Raw genomic sequence first — 17,576 nt, forward strand, 5'->3', positions numbered from 1 at the left:
ACGAGCGCGTGGAGGTGCCGGAACGACTCGGAGCCCGCGCATGGGGCGCGGGCTCCGGGCGACAGTCACTTTCCTGGATCAGCCTTCAGGTGATGGCGATGGAGCGGCGAACGCGGCTTGGGCCGGGGCCGGATCGTGTGGTGAGTGCACGGCGGCCGGGTGCTGCGGGTCCGGTTGCGACGGTCCGGTGAAGGCCGGTGCGCCTGGCCGTGCCGGTGTCTGGGCGAGTGGGGTTCTCGGCTCAGGTGTCGTGCCGACGGACGGTGCGGGGGTGGCTGAGGCCGGTGCGCCGTTCGCGTTCTGCGCGTCAGCCGGAGCCGGGGCGGCCGGAGCGCCGTTGGCCGGGGCGTTTGGAGCTGTGGCGGCCGGAGCGCGGTTGGCCGGGAGAGCCGGAGCCGTTGCGGCCGGAGCGGGGGCATCAGCCGGGGCGCCGTTGGCCGGGGCGCCGTTGGTCGGGAGGCCCGGAGCGGTGGCGGCCGGGGCGCCGTCGGTCGGGAGGCCGGGAGCCGCTGCGGCCGGAGCCCCGTTCGCCGGGGCGGCCGGAGCCGGAGCATCGGCCGGAATCGGGGCGCTTACCTGCGCCGCGACCGGGTTCCGGCCAATCTCCTCTCGGTAAGTGTCGTTGTAGGTCTTCCACACCGTCGTGACGAGGCCCGTCAGCTGGTTGAGTATCAGTGAGCCGTGCTCGAAGTCGGCGCGCAGGCCGTCCGGGACCGGGTAGGCGTTGTGCAGGGGGAGGCCGAGCACACCCGTGTCGGCGCCGAGCTGCAGGAAGCGGTCCAGGATCGTGCCGAGCACCTCGACGACCTGTCCGTCCGGCGCGGTGTAGACGTAGCCGTTGGAGAACTTGGCGAACTGTTGGCCCTGCGCGGCGGGCAGCACGTCCGACCGGACGGCGCCGAGCGGGCCATTCGGTCCGCCGGACTGCGACCAGTGCTTGGCGATGATGTTGTCCTGCACCATGTTCAGCAGCTTGGTGGTCAATGCCGCGAGGGCTGACACGTCGACCTCGCCGGTTGCCGGGGGCGGGCTGTCGGCGCCGCTGGGCGCGCCGGGCGCGCCAGGAGCGCCCGCGGCGATATCGCGGATTCGATCCATCAGCGCGTACGCGGCGTCGCCGGGACACGTGGTGTTGCCGACGTCGCGGTGCGCGAAGACGACCGGCAACCGCACCGACTCGCCTTGGGCGTAGGGGGTGTAGGAAGTCCCCTCGGAGACCATCGTGGTGGAGCCCTTGGGGTCGAGTCCGGCCACCTTGGTGCGCCAGCCCACGAACGCGCCGATGGCCTCGATCGCCGCTTCCGTCGGTTGCTCGGACTCGTAGTTGCCCATCAGGGCGACGCCGGAGGTGTTCTCGTTGAACCCGCCCGCGTGCGCGCCCTGCACCGGGCGGTCGAGGCCGCCGAAACGTCCCTCGAAGATCTGGCCGTACTTGTCGACCAGCGCGTTGTAGCCGATGTCGCACCAGCCCAACGTCTTCGCGTGATAGGTGTAGATCGCGCGGACGATGCCCGCCGACTCGGACTTGCTGTAATCGTTGCGGCCCGCGGTGTGGTGCACCGTGACGCCGCCGAGACCGTCGTCGTAGGTCGGCTCGTCGCAGCGGATGGATTCGTCTGCGCCCCACTGGGCGCGCGTGATCACGGTGGGCCCGCCGCCGGGCAGCGCCGCGGCGACGTTGCGCAGTTCGCCGTCGGTGGCGCCGCGGCCGGGATCGATGAGGACGGCGGTCAGGTCCGCGACTTGCTGGGCCGAGTCGTCGGAGCGCGCGGCCGGTTGCCGAGCCGGGTCATCCGGGGCCGGTTGCGCCGGGTCGGCCGCGACGGGTGCCGGCTGCGCCACCGGCTGGATCGCGCCCGCTGCCGTCTGCTTGCGGGTGACCAGGACTTGGACGGCCGTCGTGTCGCCGACGTAGATCGGCTCGGTGCCGTCGGTCGCGCCGGGGCCGGATCGGTCGGTGCGGTGGGTGTCGACCGGCTCGGTGTCGTACCACGGCCCCCAGGTGCCGTCGGGCTGCCGTGCCCGGATCGTGGCCTTGGTGTCCGTCAGCTCGCGGGCGGTGAGGGCGACCATGCTGAACGGGGTGTCGCTGGAGAGTTCCTTCACCTGGGCCCCCACTCGACTCAGCAGGTCGGGGCTCACGGCGCCGGGAGACAGCGCGGGAGTGTCGGGCGTGGTGCCGGGCTGCAGCCGAGTGGGATCCGCGATGAAGCGCACACTGCCGGTGGCGTGTCCGGAAATCGGCTGAGCAGCGGAATTCGGGTGCTCAGGTCGTCGATTCGGATCGAATTCCGGTTCGGAGGTTTGGCCGGAATTCGAGCTGGGTAGTCGTATTCCTTCCGGTGGCCGCGCGTCCGGTGGCAGAGGTGCGTCGGGAATCGGAATGGACGCGGCGCCCTGCAGCATGCGCAGATCGGAAAGATGCAGATCAGGCAGGGTCAGTCCGGCGAGTTCGCGCAGCGGCAACACGATATCGGGAGCGTGCGTGAGCGCGACCTCGGCCAGTTCGGCCGGAACGGCGGCCGGTTCGCTGTTGGTGGCGGTGCGGTAGTCGGACGAATCGCCGAGGGTGAGAGTGCCGAGCGGGGCGGCTACCGCGAGGGTGGTGACCACCGGGAGGACGTAGGAACGTTTCGGTTTGCGGTACCGCACGAGCGTCTCCAATCAGGTCGAACCAGTGATCACGGGTGATTCCGAGTTACTTCCTGATGTATCAATGGTCACAATAGCCACATTTGTCACAGGGCTAAACCTCTGGTTGAGGATTATGTGATTGCCTGAATGTAGCTGGTTGATTGCTGGCGCGTCTCGGAAACCAATGTAAAAGGTGGATAACTACCGGCCCTGGAAACCGTGGGAGTGAACGGATGCCTCGTCAAGCACGCATGCGGGGGACGGGAAAATGCGGCACGCGCCCGGGCGGCACCGGATCGGCGCCCGTCATGCTGATCGGAGTCGGCATGATCGCCGGCGCCCTCTTCGCGGTCTCGGGTGGGCCGGTCGATACGCCGTATCGCCCCCTGGCCGGACCGGGGCACGGGCGGGGCATGAGCCAAGTCGGCGCCTTCGACCACGCGCGAGCGGGGTGGAGAGCCGAACACATACTCGCGCACTACTACCGTGGCGCGACGCTCGCCACCATCGCGCCCACGGCCGTGCGGGTTCGCCTCATGGCGCGGGACGACTCCTCGCTGGGCGTCTTCGCGGCTGCCGGTCTGCGGGTTGCGGGCCGGGAGGTGGCGCCCGGCCAGGTTGCGCACCTGACGGCGCTGCCGGGCGGCGGCGCGAGCGTGGTCGTGACGGTCGGCTGCGACGGTGCGGTGCTATGGCAGGCGGCGACCGACGACCCTTGGATTCATCCGGTCGATCCCGAGCCGAACCGCCCGGCGGCGGAACATCTCACATTGTGCGGTGGTCCGGCGTATCGCGGCGCACTGGGCGTCGCCCTCGAGGACGGCGCGGCCCGCGTGGTCAACCAGGTGGACGTCGAGGACTATCTGCTCGGCGTGGTCCCGGCCGAGGTGCAGCCCAACTGGGCGGACAAGGGCGCGGCCGAGGCACTGCGGGCCCAGGCGATCGCGGCGCGCTCCTACGCCCTCGCCGAACAGCGCTACCCGTACGCGCAGACCTGCGATACGACCGCCTGCCAGAGGTATCCCGGTACCGCGCAGGAGGATCCGCGCACCGCGGCCGCCGTCGCGGCCACGACGGGTGCGGTCCTGCTGCGCGAGGGCCGGATCCTGCGAACGGAGTACTCCGCCGCACCCGGCGGAGCGGAGCCCACCGACATCCACACCTTGGATGTCGGACCCGCGCCGGAGGAGTTGGTCACCACCGCGCCCGCTGAAGATCCCCGCACGCAGGTGGCGGTCACGCCCGGTTCGCCTGTGGATCCGCGTGGGCAGGTGGCGGTCACGCCCGGTTCGCCTGTGGATCCGCGTGGGCAGGTGGCGGTCACGCCCGGTTCGCCTGTGGATCCGCGTGGGCAGGTGGCGGTCACCCCCGGTTCGCCTGTGGATCCGCGTGGGCAGGTGGCGGTCACCCCCGGTTCGCCTGTGGATCCGCGTGGGCAGGTGGCGGTCACCCCCGGTTCGCCCGGGGGTCCCCGTGCGCAAGCGGCGGTCGCCGAATCGGCAGTCGATGCCGAGTATCGCCGCATCGGCGGCGCCGCGAGCGGTATCGGGACGCCGCTCGGACCAGAGATGATCCTGCCGCAGCGCGCGGGCACCTACCGGATGTACACCAACGGCGTCATCATCGTGACGCCCACATTGGGCGCGCAGGTCGTGGACTACTCCCGCATGCTGCAAGAGGTCCCGGAATCCGCTGGATCGCAGGCCGTTTCCCCCAGCACGGCACCCGGCCCGGCTACGTCCAGCGCTGCTGCACCCAGGGGGATCGTGGCGCCTGAGGTCGGTGGCGTTCCCACGACTGATCAGGCGGGCACGCTCGGTGGTACGAGCTCGTAACTCGACCGAACTGCGGCAACCCTCTGGCGGGCGCTCACCGCGCGGCGATGCTCGGTACCGCGACCACTCTGAGCGACGCCCGGTCCATAGGGTGGTCCGCGCACCGCATGCCCCTGCTCGTCCTGGCCGGCGCTCGTCCGGTCCGCTCCCGCACCGGTATTTCGGTCAGGGTGAAATTGCCCCGCGAAAGCAGTTGACCTTGACGTAACGTCAACTTGCAAGCTGGTTACACCGACGAGAGCAAGAAACGAGGGGCAGGTCATGCGGACCGGGGAATGGTCCATTCAGGATCTGGCGAAGGCGGCCGGTACCACCAGTCGCACGCTGCGCCACTACGGGCAGCTGGGGCTGTTGCCGCCCAGCCGGATCGGGGCCAACGGCTACCGCTACTACGACCAGGCCGCCCTCGTGCGGTTGCAACGCATCCTGCTGCTGCGTGAACTCGGCCTCGGCCTTCCGGTCATCGCCGAAGTCCTCGCCGGAGAGCAGGACACCGCCGCCGCGCTGCGCACGCACCTGGGCCTGCTGCGGCAGGAACAGGATCGGATCCGGCGGCAGATCGAGTCGGTGCAAACCACGCTGCACAAGACGGAAAGAGGTGAACAACTCGTGGCTGCGGAAGTTTTCGACGGCTTCGACCACACGAAGTACAAGGACGAGGTGATCGAACGCTGGGGCAAGGACGCCTACGAGAGCGGTGACCGCTGGTGGCGCTCGATGTCCGACGCGGACAAGAAAGCCTTCCAGCAGACCCATCTCGACATCGCCGCCGACTACGGCCGGGCCCGCGCCGCCGGGCTCGCGCCCGACGCCGAGCAGGTGCAGGCCATCGTCCAGCGCCACTACGACTGGATCGGCATCGGCTGGCAGGGGCGTCCGGTGGTGCGGGAGGCGTTCGTCAACCTGGGCGAGATGTACGTGGCCGACCCGCGTTTCGCGCAGAACTACGACGTGCACGGCGCGGGTACCGCCGAGTTCGTCCGGGACGCGATGAAGGTCTACGCCGAACAGCGGCTGTAGCACACAACCATCCGGCGGCCGGTACGCATGCGCGCGTACCGGCCGCCGGTCGTTCGGTCGTCGAAGGCCGCCCATTCCCTTGTGCGAGTGTCGCTCTCGGGTCGATTTCTGTCGGGACGGAGCGGTAGGGTTCGGTGCCGAGGGGGTTCGATGAACAATTCGTACGGTCAGCCCGGGGTGCGGGCCGGCAACAAAGCGCCGTCGACCTGGCACGCCGCGTTGGCGGTGATCGGGGCCTGTCTCGGTGGTGGCGGAATCTGTGTCGGCGCGCTGTTCGGCATCAGGGAACTCAACAGCTCGACCAGCGGACTTCCCGACGCGACCAAGGATTTCGACGCCTGGTGGGCTGCGACCCGTATTCGTAGCGTGCAGGAAATCCTGCTCGCGGTATCCGCGTTGCAGGCGCTGGTCCTGATCGCCGGTGCGGTCCTGCTGCTGCTCGGCAAGTCGGCTGGGCGGCCCGCGGTGCTGATCGGCTCCGCATGGGGATTCTTCGGCGGCCTGATAACGGCGACCTATGGCGGCGAGTACGGTGTGGCGGCGCAGTCGGCGGCCTCGCCGTTCTACCTGATCCTCGGGGCGGCTCTCTGCTCGGTCGCGCTCGTCGCGATCGCGACGAGTCCGCCCGGCCGCCCGACTGTTTCACCTGCGCCCCTGCCGCAGCCCGGCCACCGGTCGCCAGTGCCGCAGTTCGGTACCCAGCCACCAACGCCGCAGTTCGGTGCCGAGTCGCCGATGCCGCAGTCCGGTGCCGCGTCACCGGTGCCGCAGTCCGGTGCTGCGTTTCCGGTGTACCCATCCGGTGGTCAGCCACCGGAACCGCAGTTCGGTCAACACCCGCCCGCCCCGCAGTCGCGATCGCCACGCTGACGCGCTGTCAGGGGCTCACTCGGTGCGACTCGAGCCCACGGCACGGCCCACTAGGTCTGGTCGTCGCGCCCGAGCGCGTGCATCAGTTGATCTTCGGTGATCGGCGGCACCGGCAGCGGATGGGCCGCTTCCGCGCGCAGGCCGTCGAGTATCAGGCCCAGATGGCGACGCCAGGCCTCGGGGGCGATGTGACTGGTCGCCTCGACGATTCTGGTGTGTGACCAGGTGATGAAGGCGATGTCCTCGAGTACCCAATCGGCGCGCAGGACCCCCGCCTCCTGCGCGCGGGTGATGATCCGGCGCATCAGGCCGTGGCCGTACTCCTGGGCGCGCGCGATGGCGCGGCTGGGCGCGGCCCGCACGGCCAGTTCGCTGAGCAGCCGATCGGCGGCTTGCAGCGCGCAGACCTGCTCCACCAGGTAGACGAACGAGTCCCAAGGGTCATCGATGGCCAGCGCGTCCTCGGCGATGCGGCTGCCCGCTTCGATCCGGTCCTCGACCGCGGCGGCGATGAGGTCGTCACGGGTGGGGAAGCGGTTGTAGAGCGTGCCGATGGCGACTCCCGCGCGGGCGGCGATCTCCTTGAGGGGCGCGTCGAGGCCGCGTTCGGAGAAGACGGCGCGGGCGGCGGTCACGAGCGCGTCCCGGTTGCGCTGGGCATCGCTGCGTAACGGCTTGTCCACGGCCCGATCCTACAAATCGCACGCATCCGGATATGTTGATCATAGATTCAACTTAGGTGTACCGTCGGCGGTGAACTTGAACCATGTCTCAACTTATTCAGGAGTGGCAATGTCCAAGACCATCGCGATCTTCGGGTATGGACCCGGTCTCGGCGTCGGCACGGGACGCCGATTCGGGCGTGAAGGGTTCCGGGTGGCCGTCATCGGGCGCGACCCCGAGAAGGCACGGCGGCATGCCGACGAGCTGACGGCCGAAGGCGTCGAAGCCGCCGCCTTCCCCGCGGACGTGACCGTCGCCGCGCAGGTCACCGGCGTGATCGCGGAGATCGAGGCGACCTTCGGGCCGATCGACGTCGCCATGCACGGCGCGGCGGGCAACATGAGCGACCGGCTGCCATCGACCCTGGAGGTGGACATCCCTTCGCTGGACGCACCGGTCGCGTTGAAGTTGCACTCGCCGATCCTGGTGACGAGGGCGCTCGCGCCGAAGATGGTGGAGCGAGGCGACGGCGCGTTGCTGTTCTCGTCGGGCTCGTCCGAGCGTTTCGTGGCGCCCTACCTGGCCAACTTCGGCATCGCGCTGGCCGCGCAGCGCGGCTACCTGCGCCAGCTCGAGGTGGAACTGCGCGGCACCGGCGTCTACGTCGGACTGCTCAATATCGGCGCGCTGATCGAGGGCAGCAAGGCCGCGCGGATCGTCGACGAGCATCCGGAAGTGGTGCCGGAGGGCCTGGAGATCGTCCGCATCAGCGGCGACGAGCTCGGCGAGCACTATTGGCGGCTGTACACCGACAGGGACAAGGTCGAGCTCGACGTCGGTTTCCCGGCCTGAGCAGACGCGGAAGGACGGTTGATCGCGCCCGGCCGGACGCGGAGCGCACCGCGAAACCGGGCGCGATCCTGCGGCCGCCGGAGTAAACAACCGGTCGGTTGCCAGAGAAGTCCATTACGGCAAACTTCCGGCGAAATGCCGAGGTCGAGGACGTGAAAACGGGTACGCCGAGCGGTGCCGGTGCGCACAGTTCCGACTCCACCCGGACGTGGCGGGGACTTCCGATACTCTGGGCTCCCGTGACCGTCGCATCGTCCCCGGGTAACTCCGTCCATTCCGCCTCACAGTTCGATCTGATCGTCGTCGGCTCCGGATTCTTCGGGCTGACCGTTGCCGAACGCGCCGCCACCGTGCTGGGTAAACGGGTTCTGGTGATCGAACGGCGCCACCACCTCGGTGGCAACGCCTATTCCGAGCCGGATCCGGAAACCGGGATCGAGATCCACAAGTACGGCGCGCACCTGTTCCACACGTCGAACAAGCGGGTGTGGGACTACGTCACCCAGTTCACCGAGTTCACCGGCTACCAGCACCGCGTCTTCGCGATGCACAAAGGGCAGGCCTACCAGTTCCCGATGGGCCTCGGTCTGGTCTCCCAATTCTTCGGCCGCTACTTCTCGCCGGACGAGGCGCGCGCGCTGATCGCGGAGCAGGCCTCGGAGATCGAGACCAAGGACGCGCAGAACCTCGAGGAGAAGGCCATCTCGCTGATCGGCCGCCCGCTGTACGAGGCGTTCGTGCGCGACTACACCGCCAAGCAGTGGCAGACCGACCCGAAGGAACTGCCCGCAGGCAACATCACCCGTCTCCCGGTCCGCTACACCTTCGACAACCGCTACTTCAACGACACCTACGAGGGCCTGCCCCGCGAGGGTTACACGAAGTGGCTGGAGAACATGGCCGCCTCCGACCTGATCGAGGTGCGCCTGAACACCGACTGGTTCGAGGTGCGCGAGCAGCTGCGCGCCGAGAACCCGGACGCGCCGGTGGTCTACACCGGCCCCCTGGACCGCTACTTCGACTACAGCGAGGGCGAGCTGGGCTGGCGCACCATCGATTTCGAGACCGAAGTGCTGCCGGTCGGCGACTACCAGGGCACATCGGTGATGAACTACAACGACGCGGACGTGCCCTACACCCGCATCATCGAGCCGCGCCACTTCCACCCCGAGCGCGACTACCCCACCGACAAGACCGTGATCATGCGGGAGTACTCCCGGTTCGCGCAGACCGGCGACGAGCCGTACTACCCGATCAACACCCCCGAGGACCGGGCGAAACTGCTGGCCTACCGCGAGCTGGCCAAGCAGGAGACCGCCACCGCGAAGGTCGTCTTCGGCGGCCGCCTCGGCACCTATCAGTATCTCGATATGCACATGGCGATCGGCAGCGCGCTGAGCATGTTCGACAACGTGCTGCGCCCGCATCTCGCGGACGGCGCTCCGCTGGTCGACCAGGAGGCGTAGGAGCGCGATGACCTCCCAATCCATTCTGGAAGACATGACCACCGAGACCCGCGCGAAGTCGCTGTTGCAGCGCATCATCCTGCCCCGGCCGGGTGAGCCGCTGGACGTGCGCACGCTCTATGTCGAGGAGTCGGAGACCAACGCAAGGCGTGCGCACGCGACCACCCGCACCTCCCTGTCGATCGGCGCGGAGTCCGAGGTCTCGTTCTGCACCTACTTCAACGCGCTGCCCGCGAGCTACTGGCGGCGCTGGAGCGTCCTGTCGTCGGTGGTGCTGCGCTTGGAACTGGCCGGCCACGGCCGGGTGGACGTGTACCGCTCGAAGGCCGATGGTTCGCGAATCCACGTGCAGGGCAAGGAGTTCGCGGTCGCGACCGGCGCCGACTCGGTCGTCGTGGAATTCGAGACCGATCTGAGCCCGTTCGAGGACGGCGGCTGGATCTGGTTCGACATCACCAGCGACACGGCGGTCACGCTGCTGTCCGGGGGCTGGTACGCGCCGGTCGAGGCGCCCGGCGAGGGCAGCATCGCGGTCGGCATGCCCACCTTCAACCGGCCCACCGACGCGGTGAAGACGCTCGCCGCCCTCGGTTCGGACCCCCTGGTGCTGGAGAAGATCAAGGCCGTCATCATCCCGGACCAGGGCACCAAGAAGGTCGTCGACGAGCCGGGCTTCGCGGAATCGTCGGCGGCGCTCGGTGACCGCCTGTCCATCCACGACCAGCCCAATCTCGGCGGGTCCGGCGGCTACAGCCGGGTGATGTACGAGGCGCTGAAGACCACCGATGCCGAGTACATCGTCTACATGGACGACGACATCGAGATCGAGCCCGACTCGATCCTGCGCGCGCTGGCCTTCGCCCGCTTCGCCAAGTCGCCGGTACTGGTCGGCGGCCAGATGCTCAACCTGCAGGAACGCTCGCACCTGCACGTCATGGGCGAGGTCGTCGATCGCGGCATCTTCATGTGGACCGCGGCGCCGAACGTCGAGTACGACCACGATTTCTCCAAATACCCGCTCAAGGACCGGGACAACTCCAAGCTGCTGCACCGGCGCATCGACGTCGACTTCAACGGCTGGTGGACCTGCGTCATCCCGCGCCGCGTCGCCGAGGAGCTGGGCCAGCCGCTGCCGCTGTTCCTGAAGTGGGACGACGCGGAGTACGGCCTGCGCGCCCGCGCGGCCGGGTACCCGACGGTCACCCTGCCCGGCGCGGCGGTGTGGCACATGGCCTGGAGCGACAAGGACGACGCCATCGACTGGCAGGCGTACTTCCACCTGCGCAATCGCCTGGTCGTGGCCTCGCTGCACCTGCCGGGCAACGGGCGCGGCATGGTGGTCAACACGATCAAGGCCACGCTGAAACACCTGCTGTGCCTCGAGTACTCGACGGTCGCGATCCAGAACCTCGCCATTCGCGACTTCCTCGCGGGCCCCGAACGGTTGTTCCAGCTGCTGCCCAGTGCGCTGGGCGCGGTGCACGAACTGCGCAGGCAGTACCCCGACGCGGTGATCCTGCCCTCGTCCACGGAACTGCCGCTGGCCAGCCACATCGGCGTCGGCGCGGTCGGCGAGCCTGCCAATCCGATCGCCAAGGTGGTCCGGCTGGCCAAGGGCGTGGTGCACAACTTCCGCCCCGCGCATCCCGAACATCACGAGACCCCGCAGTTGAACGTGCCGACCCTGGACGCGCGCTGGTTCCTGCTCTCGCAGGTCGACGGCGTCACCGTCACGACGGCCGACGGGCGCGGCGTGGTCTACCGCAAGCGCGACCCGCGCCAGGCGCTCGGCCTGTTCAAGGAGGCCATGCGCCTGCGCAAGGAGCTGGCCGCCCGCTTCCCGGAGATGCAGCAGCGCTACCGCGCCGCCCATCCGCAGCTGACCAGCACCGCGGCGTGGGAGAAGGTCTTCGGCATCGACACGAAGGATGGACAGCAGTGAGTCTGGGAGCGAGCGCCGCCGACGACGCGGTGGCGCAGCCGCCGTTGCACAGCGCCAACGGGCACGGCGGCCCGGTGTCCGCGCAACCGGCGGCGGCGGGGCGGCAGGCGCCGGCTGAGGTCGCCGTCATCAACGCCGTGCAGGCCGCCCTCGGCAGCAAACCCGCCGTGGTATCCGCGGCGCGCGGCCTGTCGCACTTCGGTGAGCACGCGCTCGGCTGGGTCGGCATCGCCGCCGCGGGCTGGCTGGTGGACAAGCCGCGGCGCAGACAGTGGGCCGGGGTCGCGGTCGGCGCGGTCGGCGCCCACGCGGCCTCGATCGTCATCAAGCGCATCGTCCGCCGTCCCCGTCCGAACGATCCGTCGGTGCAGGTCAACGTGGGAACGCCGAGCAAACTCAGCTTCCCGTCCTCGCACGCGACCTCGACGACGGCAGCGGCCGTGTTGCTCGGCAGACTGACCGGGCTACCCTTGCCTGCGGTGCTCGTCCCCCCGATGCTGCTTTCCCGGGTGGTCCTCGGGGTGCACTACCCCACCGACGTGCTCGCCGGTTCCGCGCTCGGCGCCGCGTCGGCCGCCGCCCTGCTCGCCGCCGAAAAGAGACTCGACAGTGACCGCACAAGAAAGAGCCTTGGTTGACATGAGTGAAGAGCCGACCGGCGCCGACCTGGCCGAGGCGGTTGTCAAGGGCCCGCCCAAGACGCTGGCCGGCGGTCTGTTCAAGGCAGTCCGTCCACGGCAGTGGGTCAAGAACGTCCTGGTGCTCGCCGCGCCGCTGGCAGCGGGGACGGTCACCGACGTGGACGTGCTGGCGCACGTCGGCATCGCCTTCGTGGTGTTCTGCATGGCGGCCTCGGGCATCTACCTGGTGAACGACGCGCTCGATGTGGAAGCCGACCGGGCGCACCCGACCAAGCGGTTCCGGCCGATCGCCGCGGGCGTCGTCCCGGTGAACCTGGCCTACCTGCTGTCGGCGCTGCTGCTGTCGGGGTCGATCGCGGGATCGTTCCTCGCCTCGTGGCAGCTGGCCGTGGTGATGGCGGTCTACATCGGTATCCAGCTGGCCTACTGCTTCGGGCTCAAGCATCAGGCCGTGCTGGACATCTGCATCGTGTCCTCCGGCTTCCTGCTGCGCGCGGTGGCCGGTGGCGCGGCGGCGGACATCGATCTGTCGCAGTGGTTCCTGCTGATCATGGCCTTCGGCTCGCTGTTCATGGCGGCGGGCAAGCGCTACGCGGAACTTCAGATCGCGTTGGGCACCGGCGCCAAGATCCGCAAGTCGCTGGAGTACTACACCCCCACCTACCTGCGTTTCATCTGGACGCTGGCCGCGACGGCGGTCGTGGTGTTCTACGGTCTCTGGGCGTTCCAGCAGGACGGCATCAAGGACACCAACTGGTTCGGGATCTCGATGATCCCGTTCACGATCGCGATCCTGCGTTACGCGGTCGACGTCGACGGCGGCGAGGCCGGGGAGCCGGAAGAGATCGCGCTGGGGGACCGCGTCCTGCAGTTCCTCGCAATTGCCTGGATCGGAGCGGTAGGTGTCGCTGTCTATCTCACCTGACGAGATGCTGGTAGCGGAGCAAACGGAATACGCGGCGGAGCGGCCTGCCGATGCGCAGGCCCGCTCCGCGTCGCGGTTCGCGCGTCTATCCAAAGCCACGTTCGTCGGTGGGATCGCTCTCACCGTTGTCCTTTTCGCGGTCGGAGGCTGGCAGCGACGGTGGATCGCGGACGACGGTCTCATCGTGTTGCGCACCGTGCGCAATCTGCTGGCGGGCAACGGTCCCGTCTTCAACGCGGGCGAGCGGGTCGAAACCAACACCAGCACCGCGTGGACCTACCTGGTCTGGTTCTTCAGCTGGCTGACCCAGGCGCGGCTCGAGTACGTGGTGCTCGGCGTCGCCATCACGGTGTCGCTGGCGGCGATCGTCTTCGCCATGCTCGGTTCGGCGCGGCTGTGGGGCGGGACGGGCGCCGGCCTGCTGCTGCCAGCGGGCGTGCTGGTCTACATCGCGCTGCCCCCGGCACGCGACTACGTCACCTCGGGCCTGGAAAGCGGCCTGGTGATCTGCTGGATCGGCCTGCTGTGGTGGCAGCTGATGCGCTGGAGCCAGGCGAAGTCGGTGCGTCTGCCCGGCCTGCTCGGGTTGGTCTTCCTCGCCGGGCTCGCGCCGCTGATCCGTCCCGAGATGACGCTGGTCGGCGCGTTGGCGCTGCTGATGATCTTCTTCGCCCCGATGCCGGAGAGCAGGCTGCGGCCGATCGTGCTGCGCTCGGTGATCGTCGCGGTGGCCGGGCTGGTTCCGCTGGGGTACCAGATCTGGCGAATGGGCTACTACGGGCTGCCCTACCCCAACACCGCCGTCGCGAAGGACGCGGGCGGCGCCAAATGGGGGCAGGGCTTCACTTACCTCTGGGACCTGGTCGGTCCGTACTTCTTGTGGGCGCCGCTGCTGGTGCTGCTGGTCGCCGGTGTGCTCGCCGCACGCACGCGGCCGGGCCGGAACGCCGGTGACGAGACGCGCGGCTGGTCGGTGCACCGGTTTCGGGAGTGGCTGCGCTCCCCGGGCGCGGTGGTCACCACGGTCCTGCTCAGCGGGTTTCTGCTGACCGTGTACGCGCTGCGGGTCGGCGGCGACTTCATGCACGGCCGGATGCTGCTGCCGCAGTTGTTCCTGCTGTTGCTGCCGGTCGCGGTGCTTCCGATCCGGGCGCCGCAGGGCGGGGTGCGTGCGGCGACCACCGCCGACTGGTCCCTCGCGGCGATCGCGGTGGCGTTCGTCGCGGTCGCGGGCTGGGCGCTGTTCGCGGCCGACACCACGGCGATCAAGACCGGCACCAAGATCACCTCCACCGGCATCGTCGACGAGCGCGTCTACTACGTGCTCAACACCGGGCACGACCACCCGATCCTGGCCGAGGACTACCTGGACTATCCGCGTATTCGCGCGATGGTCGACGACATCGCCAACAGTCCGAACGGTGGGCTGCTGCTCAACTCGCCGTCGTTCATGTTCTGGTACATCGCTCCACCGCCCCAGCCGATTCCGGACGGCGGCGCCGGGCACACGGTCTACTTCCTGAATCTCGGGATGACGAGCATGAACGTCCCGCTGGACGTGCCCGTGATCGATCCGATGGGCCTGGCCTACCCGCTGGCCGCGCACACCGATCGGCTCACCGACGGCCGGATCGGACACGACAAGAGCCTGTACCCGGACTGGGTCGTCGTGGACACCGGCATGGTGGACAAGAAGCCGTGGATGCCCTGGTATCTGGACGAGAAGTGGGTCACCCAGGCGCGCACCGCGATGTCCTGCCCCGACACCCAGGCGCTGATGATCTCCTACCGCGATCCGCTCACCTTCGAGCGTTTCCGGCACAACCTGCGCAACGCGCTGCGGTTCGCGAAGTACCGCATCGATCGGGTGCCGAAGTACGAGATCCAGCGTTGCGGACTGGTCGATCCGTTCCCACAACCGGTCGCGCCACGCTGACCCCTGGAATCACACTGGGCCCATCGGACACGGTGGGCCCAGTGGCCCCATTGTGCGAGGTAGGTAAAGTGGCGTACCTCGCTTTATCTCTTTTTGGTAACGCCACCGTGTCGATACCGATATACGCTACGACCGTATGCCCGGCCTGGCGTCCACCGGTCGTGGGCATCGGCGGGTTACCGTGTGGACGGCTTGCCGCTGTCGCTTGTGAAACGAAAGGTTGAAACTGATGCGAGGCGTGATCGGGCGTCGTCTTAAAACTCGAAGAGCAGGTTCCTGGCTCAAGCGATCCATGCTGGTTTCGCTGGCTGTTCTGCTACCGCTCGGGGTGTCGGTGGCAGGCCCTGCCGCCCCGGCCTCCGCCGCGTTCAATCCGGATGGCTTCGACTTCTGGGTCGATTCCGAAATGGGGCCGATCAAGTCGCGCATCTTCCGCGCCGCGGACGGCAATACCGGGCGCGTGGTCTACGCGCTGGACGGCATGCGGGCGCGCACCGACTTGAGCGGCTGGGAGATCGACACCGAGGTCGCGCGCGAGCTGACCAAGTGGAACATCAACGTTGTCATGCCGGTCGGCGGCCAGTCCAGCTTCTACGCCGACTGGAACGGCCCCAGCGACTTCTTCGGCCTGGGCAGCGCGGGCTCGTCCTCCACCGGTTCGGCGAACTCGGGCTCCGGCCTGCTGACCGGTTCCGCGGGCGGCCCCGGCAAGACCAGCACCTACAAGTGGGAAACGTTCCTCACCAACAACTTGCGCTGGGCGCTGCGCGACCGGCTCGGGTTCAACCCCAACGGCAACGGCGTGTTCGGTCTGTCCATGGGCGGCAGCGCGGCGCTCACCCTGGCGGCCTACCACCCCGACCAGTTCCGTTACGCCGGTTCGTACTCCGGCTACCTGAACATCTCCGCGCCTGGCATGCGTGAGGCGCTGCGCGTGGCCATGCTGGACGCGGGTGGCTACAACATCGACGCGATGGCGCCGCCGTGGGGCCCGCAGTGGCTGCGGATGGACCCGTTCGTCTTCGCGCCGCGACTGAAGGCGAACAACACCCGCCTGTGGGTCTCCGCGGGCAGCGGTCTGCCGAGTGGGGCGGACGGCATCAGCTTCAACACGCTCAACGCGATGGGTCTGGAAGCGCTCGCGCTGGCCAACACCCGCGCGTTCCAGGTTCGCATGCTCACCCTCGGCGCGAACAACGTCACCTACGACTTCCCGGCCGTGGGTGTGCACAACTGGAACTATTGGGCCGACGAGGTCTACCGGATGATTCCGGATCTGTCCGCGAACATCGGGTAGTAACCCGGCAGCAGCGACGAAAGACCGCTCCGCGTCACCGGCGCAGGGCGGTCTTTCGGCGTTTACGCGGGCGTCCGTGGGTACTTAGGCAACGAATAAGAAGAGAAAACGGCTTCGGTAGTTGTGGTCTGGATCACCATCCAGCAACATGAAGGCATTCGTTGTCGATTGATACCTGTTCACCATGCACCGAGTTCGATTCGTCCCGGTTCTCGATAGACGCTGCGGACTCGCCACTCGGTGTGGATCGGTAGAGATCGCTAGGAGTTTGCCGAATCGGCCGCCCGAGGGAAAGGTCCACTGTGATGCGTAGTGCGCGCGGGAAGCGCGGGCCCGGAAGGTCTCGAACATCCGGTTCGTGGTTGCGACGGTCTGTCCTCGGCGTCGCCGTCGCGATGCTGTTGCCGCTCGGCACGGCCATCGGCGGCTCCGGCGCCACGGCATCGGCGGCGTTCGACCCCGCGGCCTTCGATTTCTGGGTCGATTCCGGGATGGGCCCGATCAAGACCCGGATTCTGCGCGCCGCGGACGGCAACACCAATCGGGTCGTCTACGTGCTGGACGGCATGCGGGCGCCGGAGACGCTGAACGGCTGGGAGATCGAGACGAACATCCCGCAAGTCCTGGCGAGCCAGAACATCAACGTGGTGATGCCGGTCGGCGGCATGTCGAGCTTCTACGCCGACTGGATCGCGCCGAGCGAGTTCTTCGGAGTCCCGGCCGGCTCGGGCTCCAGTACCGGCTCCGGCGGGCTCGACGGTTTCGCGGGCGGTCCGGGCAAGAGCTACCGGTACCAGTGGGAGACTTTCCTGACCAACAACCTGCGCTGGGCGCTGCGCGACCGGCTGGGGTTCAATCCCTACCGCAACGGCGCCTTCGGTCTGTCCATGGGCGGCAGCGCGGCGCTCACCATGGCGGCCTACCACCCGGATCAGTTCAGCTTCGCGGGCTCGTTCTCCGGGTATCTGAACAACTCGGCGCCGGGCATGCGCGAGGCGATCCGCGCCGCCATGCTGGACGCGGGCGGCTACAACGTCGACTCGATGGCGCCACCCTGGAGCCCGCAGTGGCTGCGGATGGACCCCTTCGTCTTCGCGCCCAACCTGATCCGCAACGGCACCCGGCTGTGGATCGCAGCGGCCAGCGGCCTGCCCTCGGCCTCCGACCCGCCGAGCTTCAACACCCTCAACGGCATGGGTCTGGAGACTCTGGCGCTGGCGAACACCCGCGCGTTCCAGGTCCGGATGGCGACCCTGGGCGGCGGTAACGCCGTCTACTCGTTTCCGCCGTTCGGCATTCACGCCTGGAACAACTGGGCGGACGAGGCCATGCGAATGATCCCCGATATGTCGGCGAACATCGGCTGAGTTGATTTGCGGCTGTGATTGTTTTCCAGCGCCTGCGGCGCTGGGAGTTCGCGGCCCCTTCACGGCTCGTGTCAGGGCGGACGAGACTCGCGCCTGTGGCGCATACGCTTCGTCCGCTCTGACACCAG

At 68.4% G+C, this 17,576-nt stretch carries 13 protein-coding genes; 11 read left to right on the top strand and 2 right to left on the bottom strand.

All coding sequences use genetic code 11. The annotated features are described in order from the left end of the window. Nucleotides 1–78: 78 nt before the first annotated feature. Nucleotides 79–2,652, bottom strand: a complete 2,574-nt coding sequence (locus QMG86_RS32430; protein WP_281876692.1) for an N-acetylmuramoyl-L-alanine amidase — start codon at nt 2,650–2,652, stop codon at nt 79–81. Between the two features lie 290 nt (nt 2,653–2,942). Here QMG86_RS32430 and QMG86_RS32435 point away from each other — a divergent pair, with 290 nt between their 5' ends. From QMG86_RS32435 to QMG86_RS32445, 3 genes are all read left to right on the top strand, one after another. Further along, on the top strand, nt 2,943–4,469 hold the full coding sequence (locus tag QMG86_RS32435; RefSeq protein WP_281876693.1) for a SpoIID/LytB domain-containing protein: 1,527 nt from the start codon (nt 2,943–2,945) through the stop codon (nt 4,467–4,469). Between the two features lie 261 nt (nt 4,470–4,730). Next, the gene (locus QMG86_RS32440; protein ID WP_281876694.1) at nt 4,731–5,489 is read left to right on the top strand and encodes a MerR family transcriptional regulator; all 759 of its coding nucleotides are present in this window, start codon (nt 4,731–4,733) and stop codon (nt 5,487–5,489) included. Nucleotides 5,490–5,639: 150 nt separating this feature from the next. Further along, nucleotides 5,640–6,359, top strand: coding sequence for a hypothetical protein (locus tag QMG86_RS32445; protein ID WP_281876695.1), 720 nt, complete (start codon nt 5,640–5,642; stop codon nt 6,357–6,359). 50 nt (nt 6,360–6,409) lie between these two features. On the opposite strand, the gene QMG86_RS32450 is transcribed toward QMG86_RS32445, so the two are convergent. Beyond that, nucleotides 6,410–7,042, bottom strand: a complete 633-nt coding sequence (locus tag QMG86_RS32450) for a TetR/AcrR family transcriptional regulator (protein ID WP_281876696.1) — start codon at nt 7,040–7,042, stop codon at nt 6,410–6,412. A 109-nt stretch (nt 7,043–7,151) separates the two neighbouring features. Here QMG86_RS32450 and QMG86_RS32455 point away from each other — a divergent pair, with 109 nt between their 5' ends. From QMG86_RS32455 to QMG86_RS32490, 8 genes are all read left to right on the top strand, one after another. Then, on the top strand, nt 7,152–7,874 hold the full coding sequence (locus tag QMG86_RS32455; protein WP_281876697.1) for an SDR family NAD(P)-dependent oxidoreductase: 723 nt from the start codon (nt 7,152–7,154) through the stop codon (nt 7,872–7,874). Between the two features lie 239 nt (nt 7,875–8,113). Continuing rightward, a complete protein-coding gene (gene glf / locus QMG86_RS32460) occupies nt 8,114–9,340 on the top strand; it encodes a UDP-galactopyranose mutase (protein WP_281876698.1) in 1,227 nt (408 codons plus the stop codon). 7 nt (nt 9,341–9,347) lie between these two features. Further along, nucleotides 9,348–11,282 (top strand): glycosyltransferase, encoded by a 1,935-nt coding sequence (locus QMG86_RS32465; protein ID WP_281876700.1) that lies wholly within the window; start codon nt 9,348–9,350, stop codon nt 11,280–11,282. A gap of 128 nt (nt 11,283–11,410) precedes the next feature. Continuing rightward, entirely contained in the window at nt 11,411–11,920 is a 510-nt protein-coding gene (locus tag QMG86_RS32470) for a phosphatase PAP2 family protein (RefSeq protein WP_434085637.1), read from the top strand. Nucleotide 11,921: 1 nt separating this feature from the next. Next, on the top strand, nt 11,922–12,848 hold the full coding sequence (locus QMG86_RS32475) for a decaprenyl-phosphate phosphoribosyltransferase (protein ID WP_281876702.1): 927 nt from the start codon (nt 11,922–11,924) through the stop codon (nt 12,846–12,848). A 4-nt stretch (nt 12,849–12,852) separates the two neighbouring features. Next, complete coding sequence (locus tag QMG86_RS32480) at nt 12,853–14,784, top strand: arabinofuranosyltransferase AftB family protein (protein WP_281876703.1); 1,932 nt, start codon at nt 12,853–12,855, stop codon at nt 14,782–14,784. A gap of 229 nt (nt 14,785–15,013) precedes the next feature. Beyond that, nucleotides 15,014–16,081, top strand: a complete 1,068-nt coding sequence (locus tag QMG86_RS32485; RefSeq protein ID WP_281876704.1) for an alpha/beta hydrolase — start codon at nt 15,014–15,016, stop codon at nt 16,079–16,081. Nucleotides 16,082–16,386: 305 nt separating this feature from the next. Beyond that, the gene (locus QMG86_RS32490; RefSeq protein ID WP_281876705.1) at nt 16,387–17,448 is read left to right on the top strand and encodes an alpha/beta hydrolase; all 1,062 of its coding nucleotides are present in this window, start codon (nt 16,387–16,389) and stop codon (nt 17,446–17,448) included. Nucleotides 17,449–17,576 lie beyond the last annotated feature (128 nt).

It is taken from the genome of Nocardia sputorum (assembly GCF_027924405.1).
Lineage (GTDB): Bacteria > Actinomycetota > Actinomycetes > Mycobacteriales > Mycobacteriaceae > Nocardia > Nocardia sputorum.

Coding starts and splice junctions, on each gene's coding strand:
- QMG86_RS32440 (WP_281876694.1), top strand. CDS start 4,731: ATGCGGACCGGGGAATGGTCCATTCAGGATCTGGCGAAGGCGGCCGGT.
- QMG86_RS32485 (WP_281876704.1), top strand. CDS start 15,014: ATGCGAGGCGTGATCGGGCGTCGTCTTAAAACTCGAAGAGCAGGTTCC.
- QMG86_RS32490 (WP_281876705.1), top strand. CDS start 16,387: ATGCGTAGTGCGCGCGGGAAGCGCGGGCCCGGAAGGTCTCGAACATCC.
- QMG86_RS32475 (WP_281876702.1), top strand. CDS start 11,922: ATGAGTGAAGAGCCGACCGGCGCCGACCTGGCCGAGGCGGTTGTCAAG.
- QMG86_RS32480 (WP_281876703.1), top strand. CDS start 12,853: ATGCTGGTAGCGGAGCAAACGGAATACGCGGCGGAGCGGCCTGCCGAT.
- QMG86_RS32455 (WP_281876697.1), top strand. CDS start 7,152: ATGTCCAAGACCATCGCGATCTTCGGGTATGGACCCGGTCTCGGCGTC.
- QMG86_RS32465 (WP_281876700.1), top strand. CDS start 9,348: ATGACCTCCCAATCCATTCTGGAAGACATGACCACCGAGACCCGCGCG.
- QMG86_RS32445 (WP_281876695.1), top strand. CDS start 5,640: ATGAACAATTCGTACGGTCAGCCCGGGGTGCGGGCCGGCAACAAAGCG.
- QMG86_RS32435 (WP_281876693.1), top strand. CDS start 2,943: ATGCTGATCGGAGTCGGCATGATCGCCGGCGCCCTCTTCGCGGTCTCG.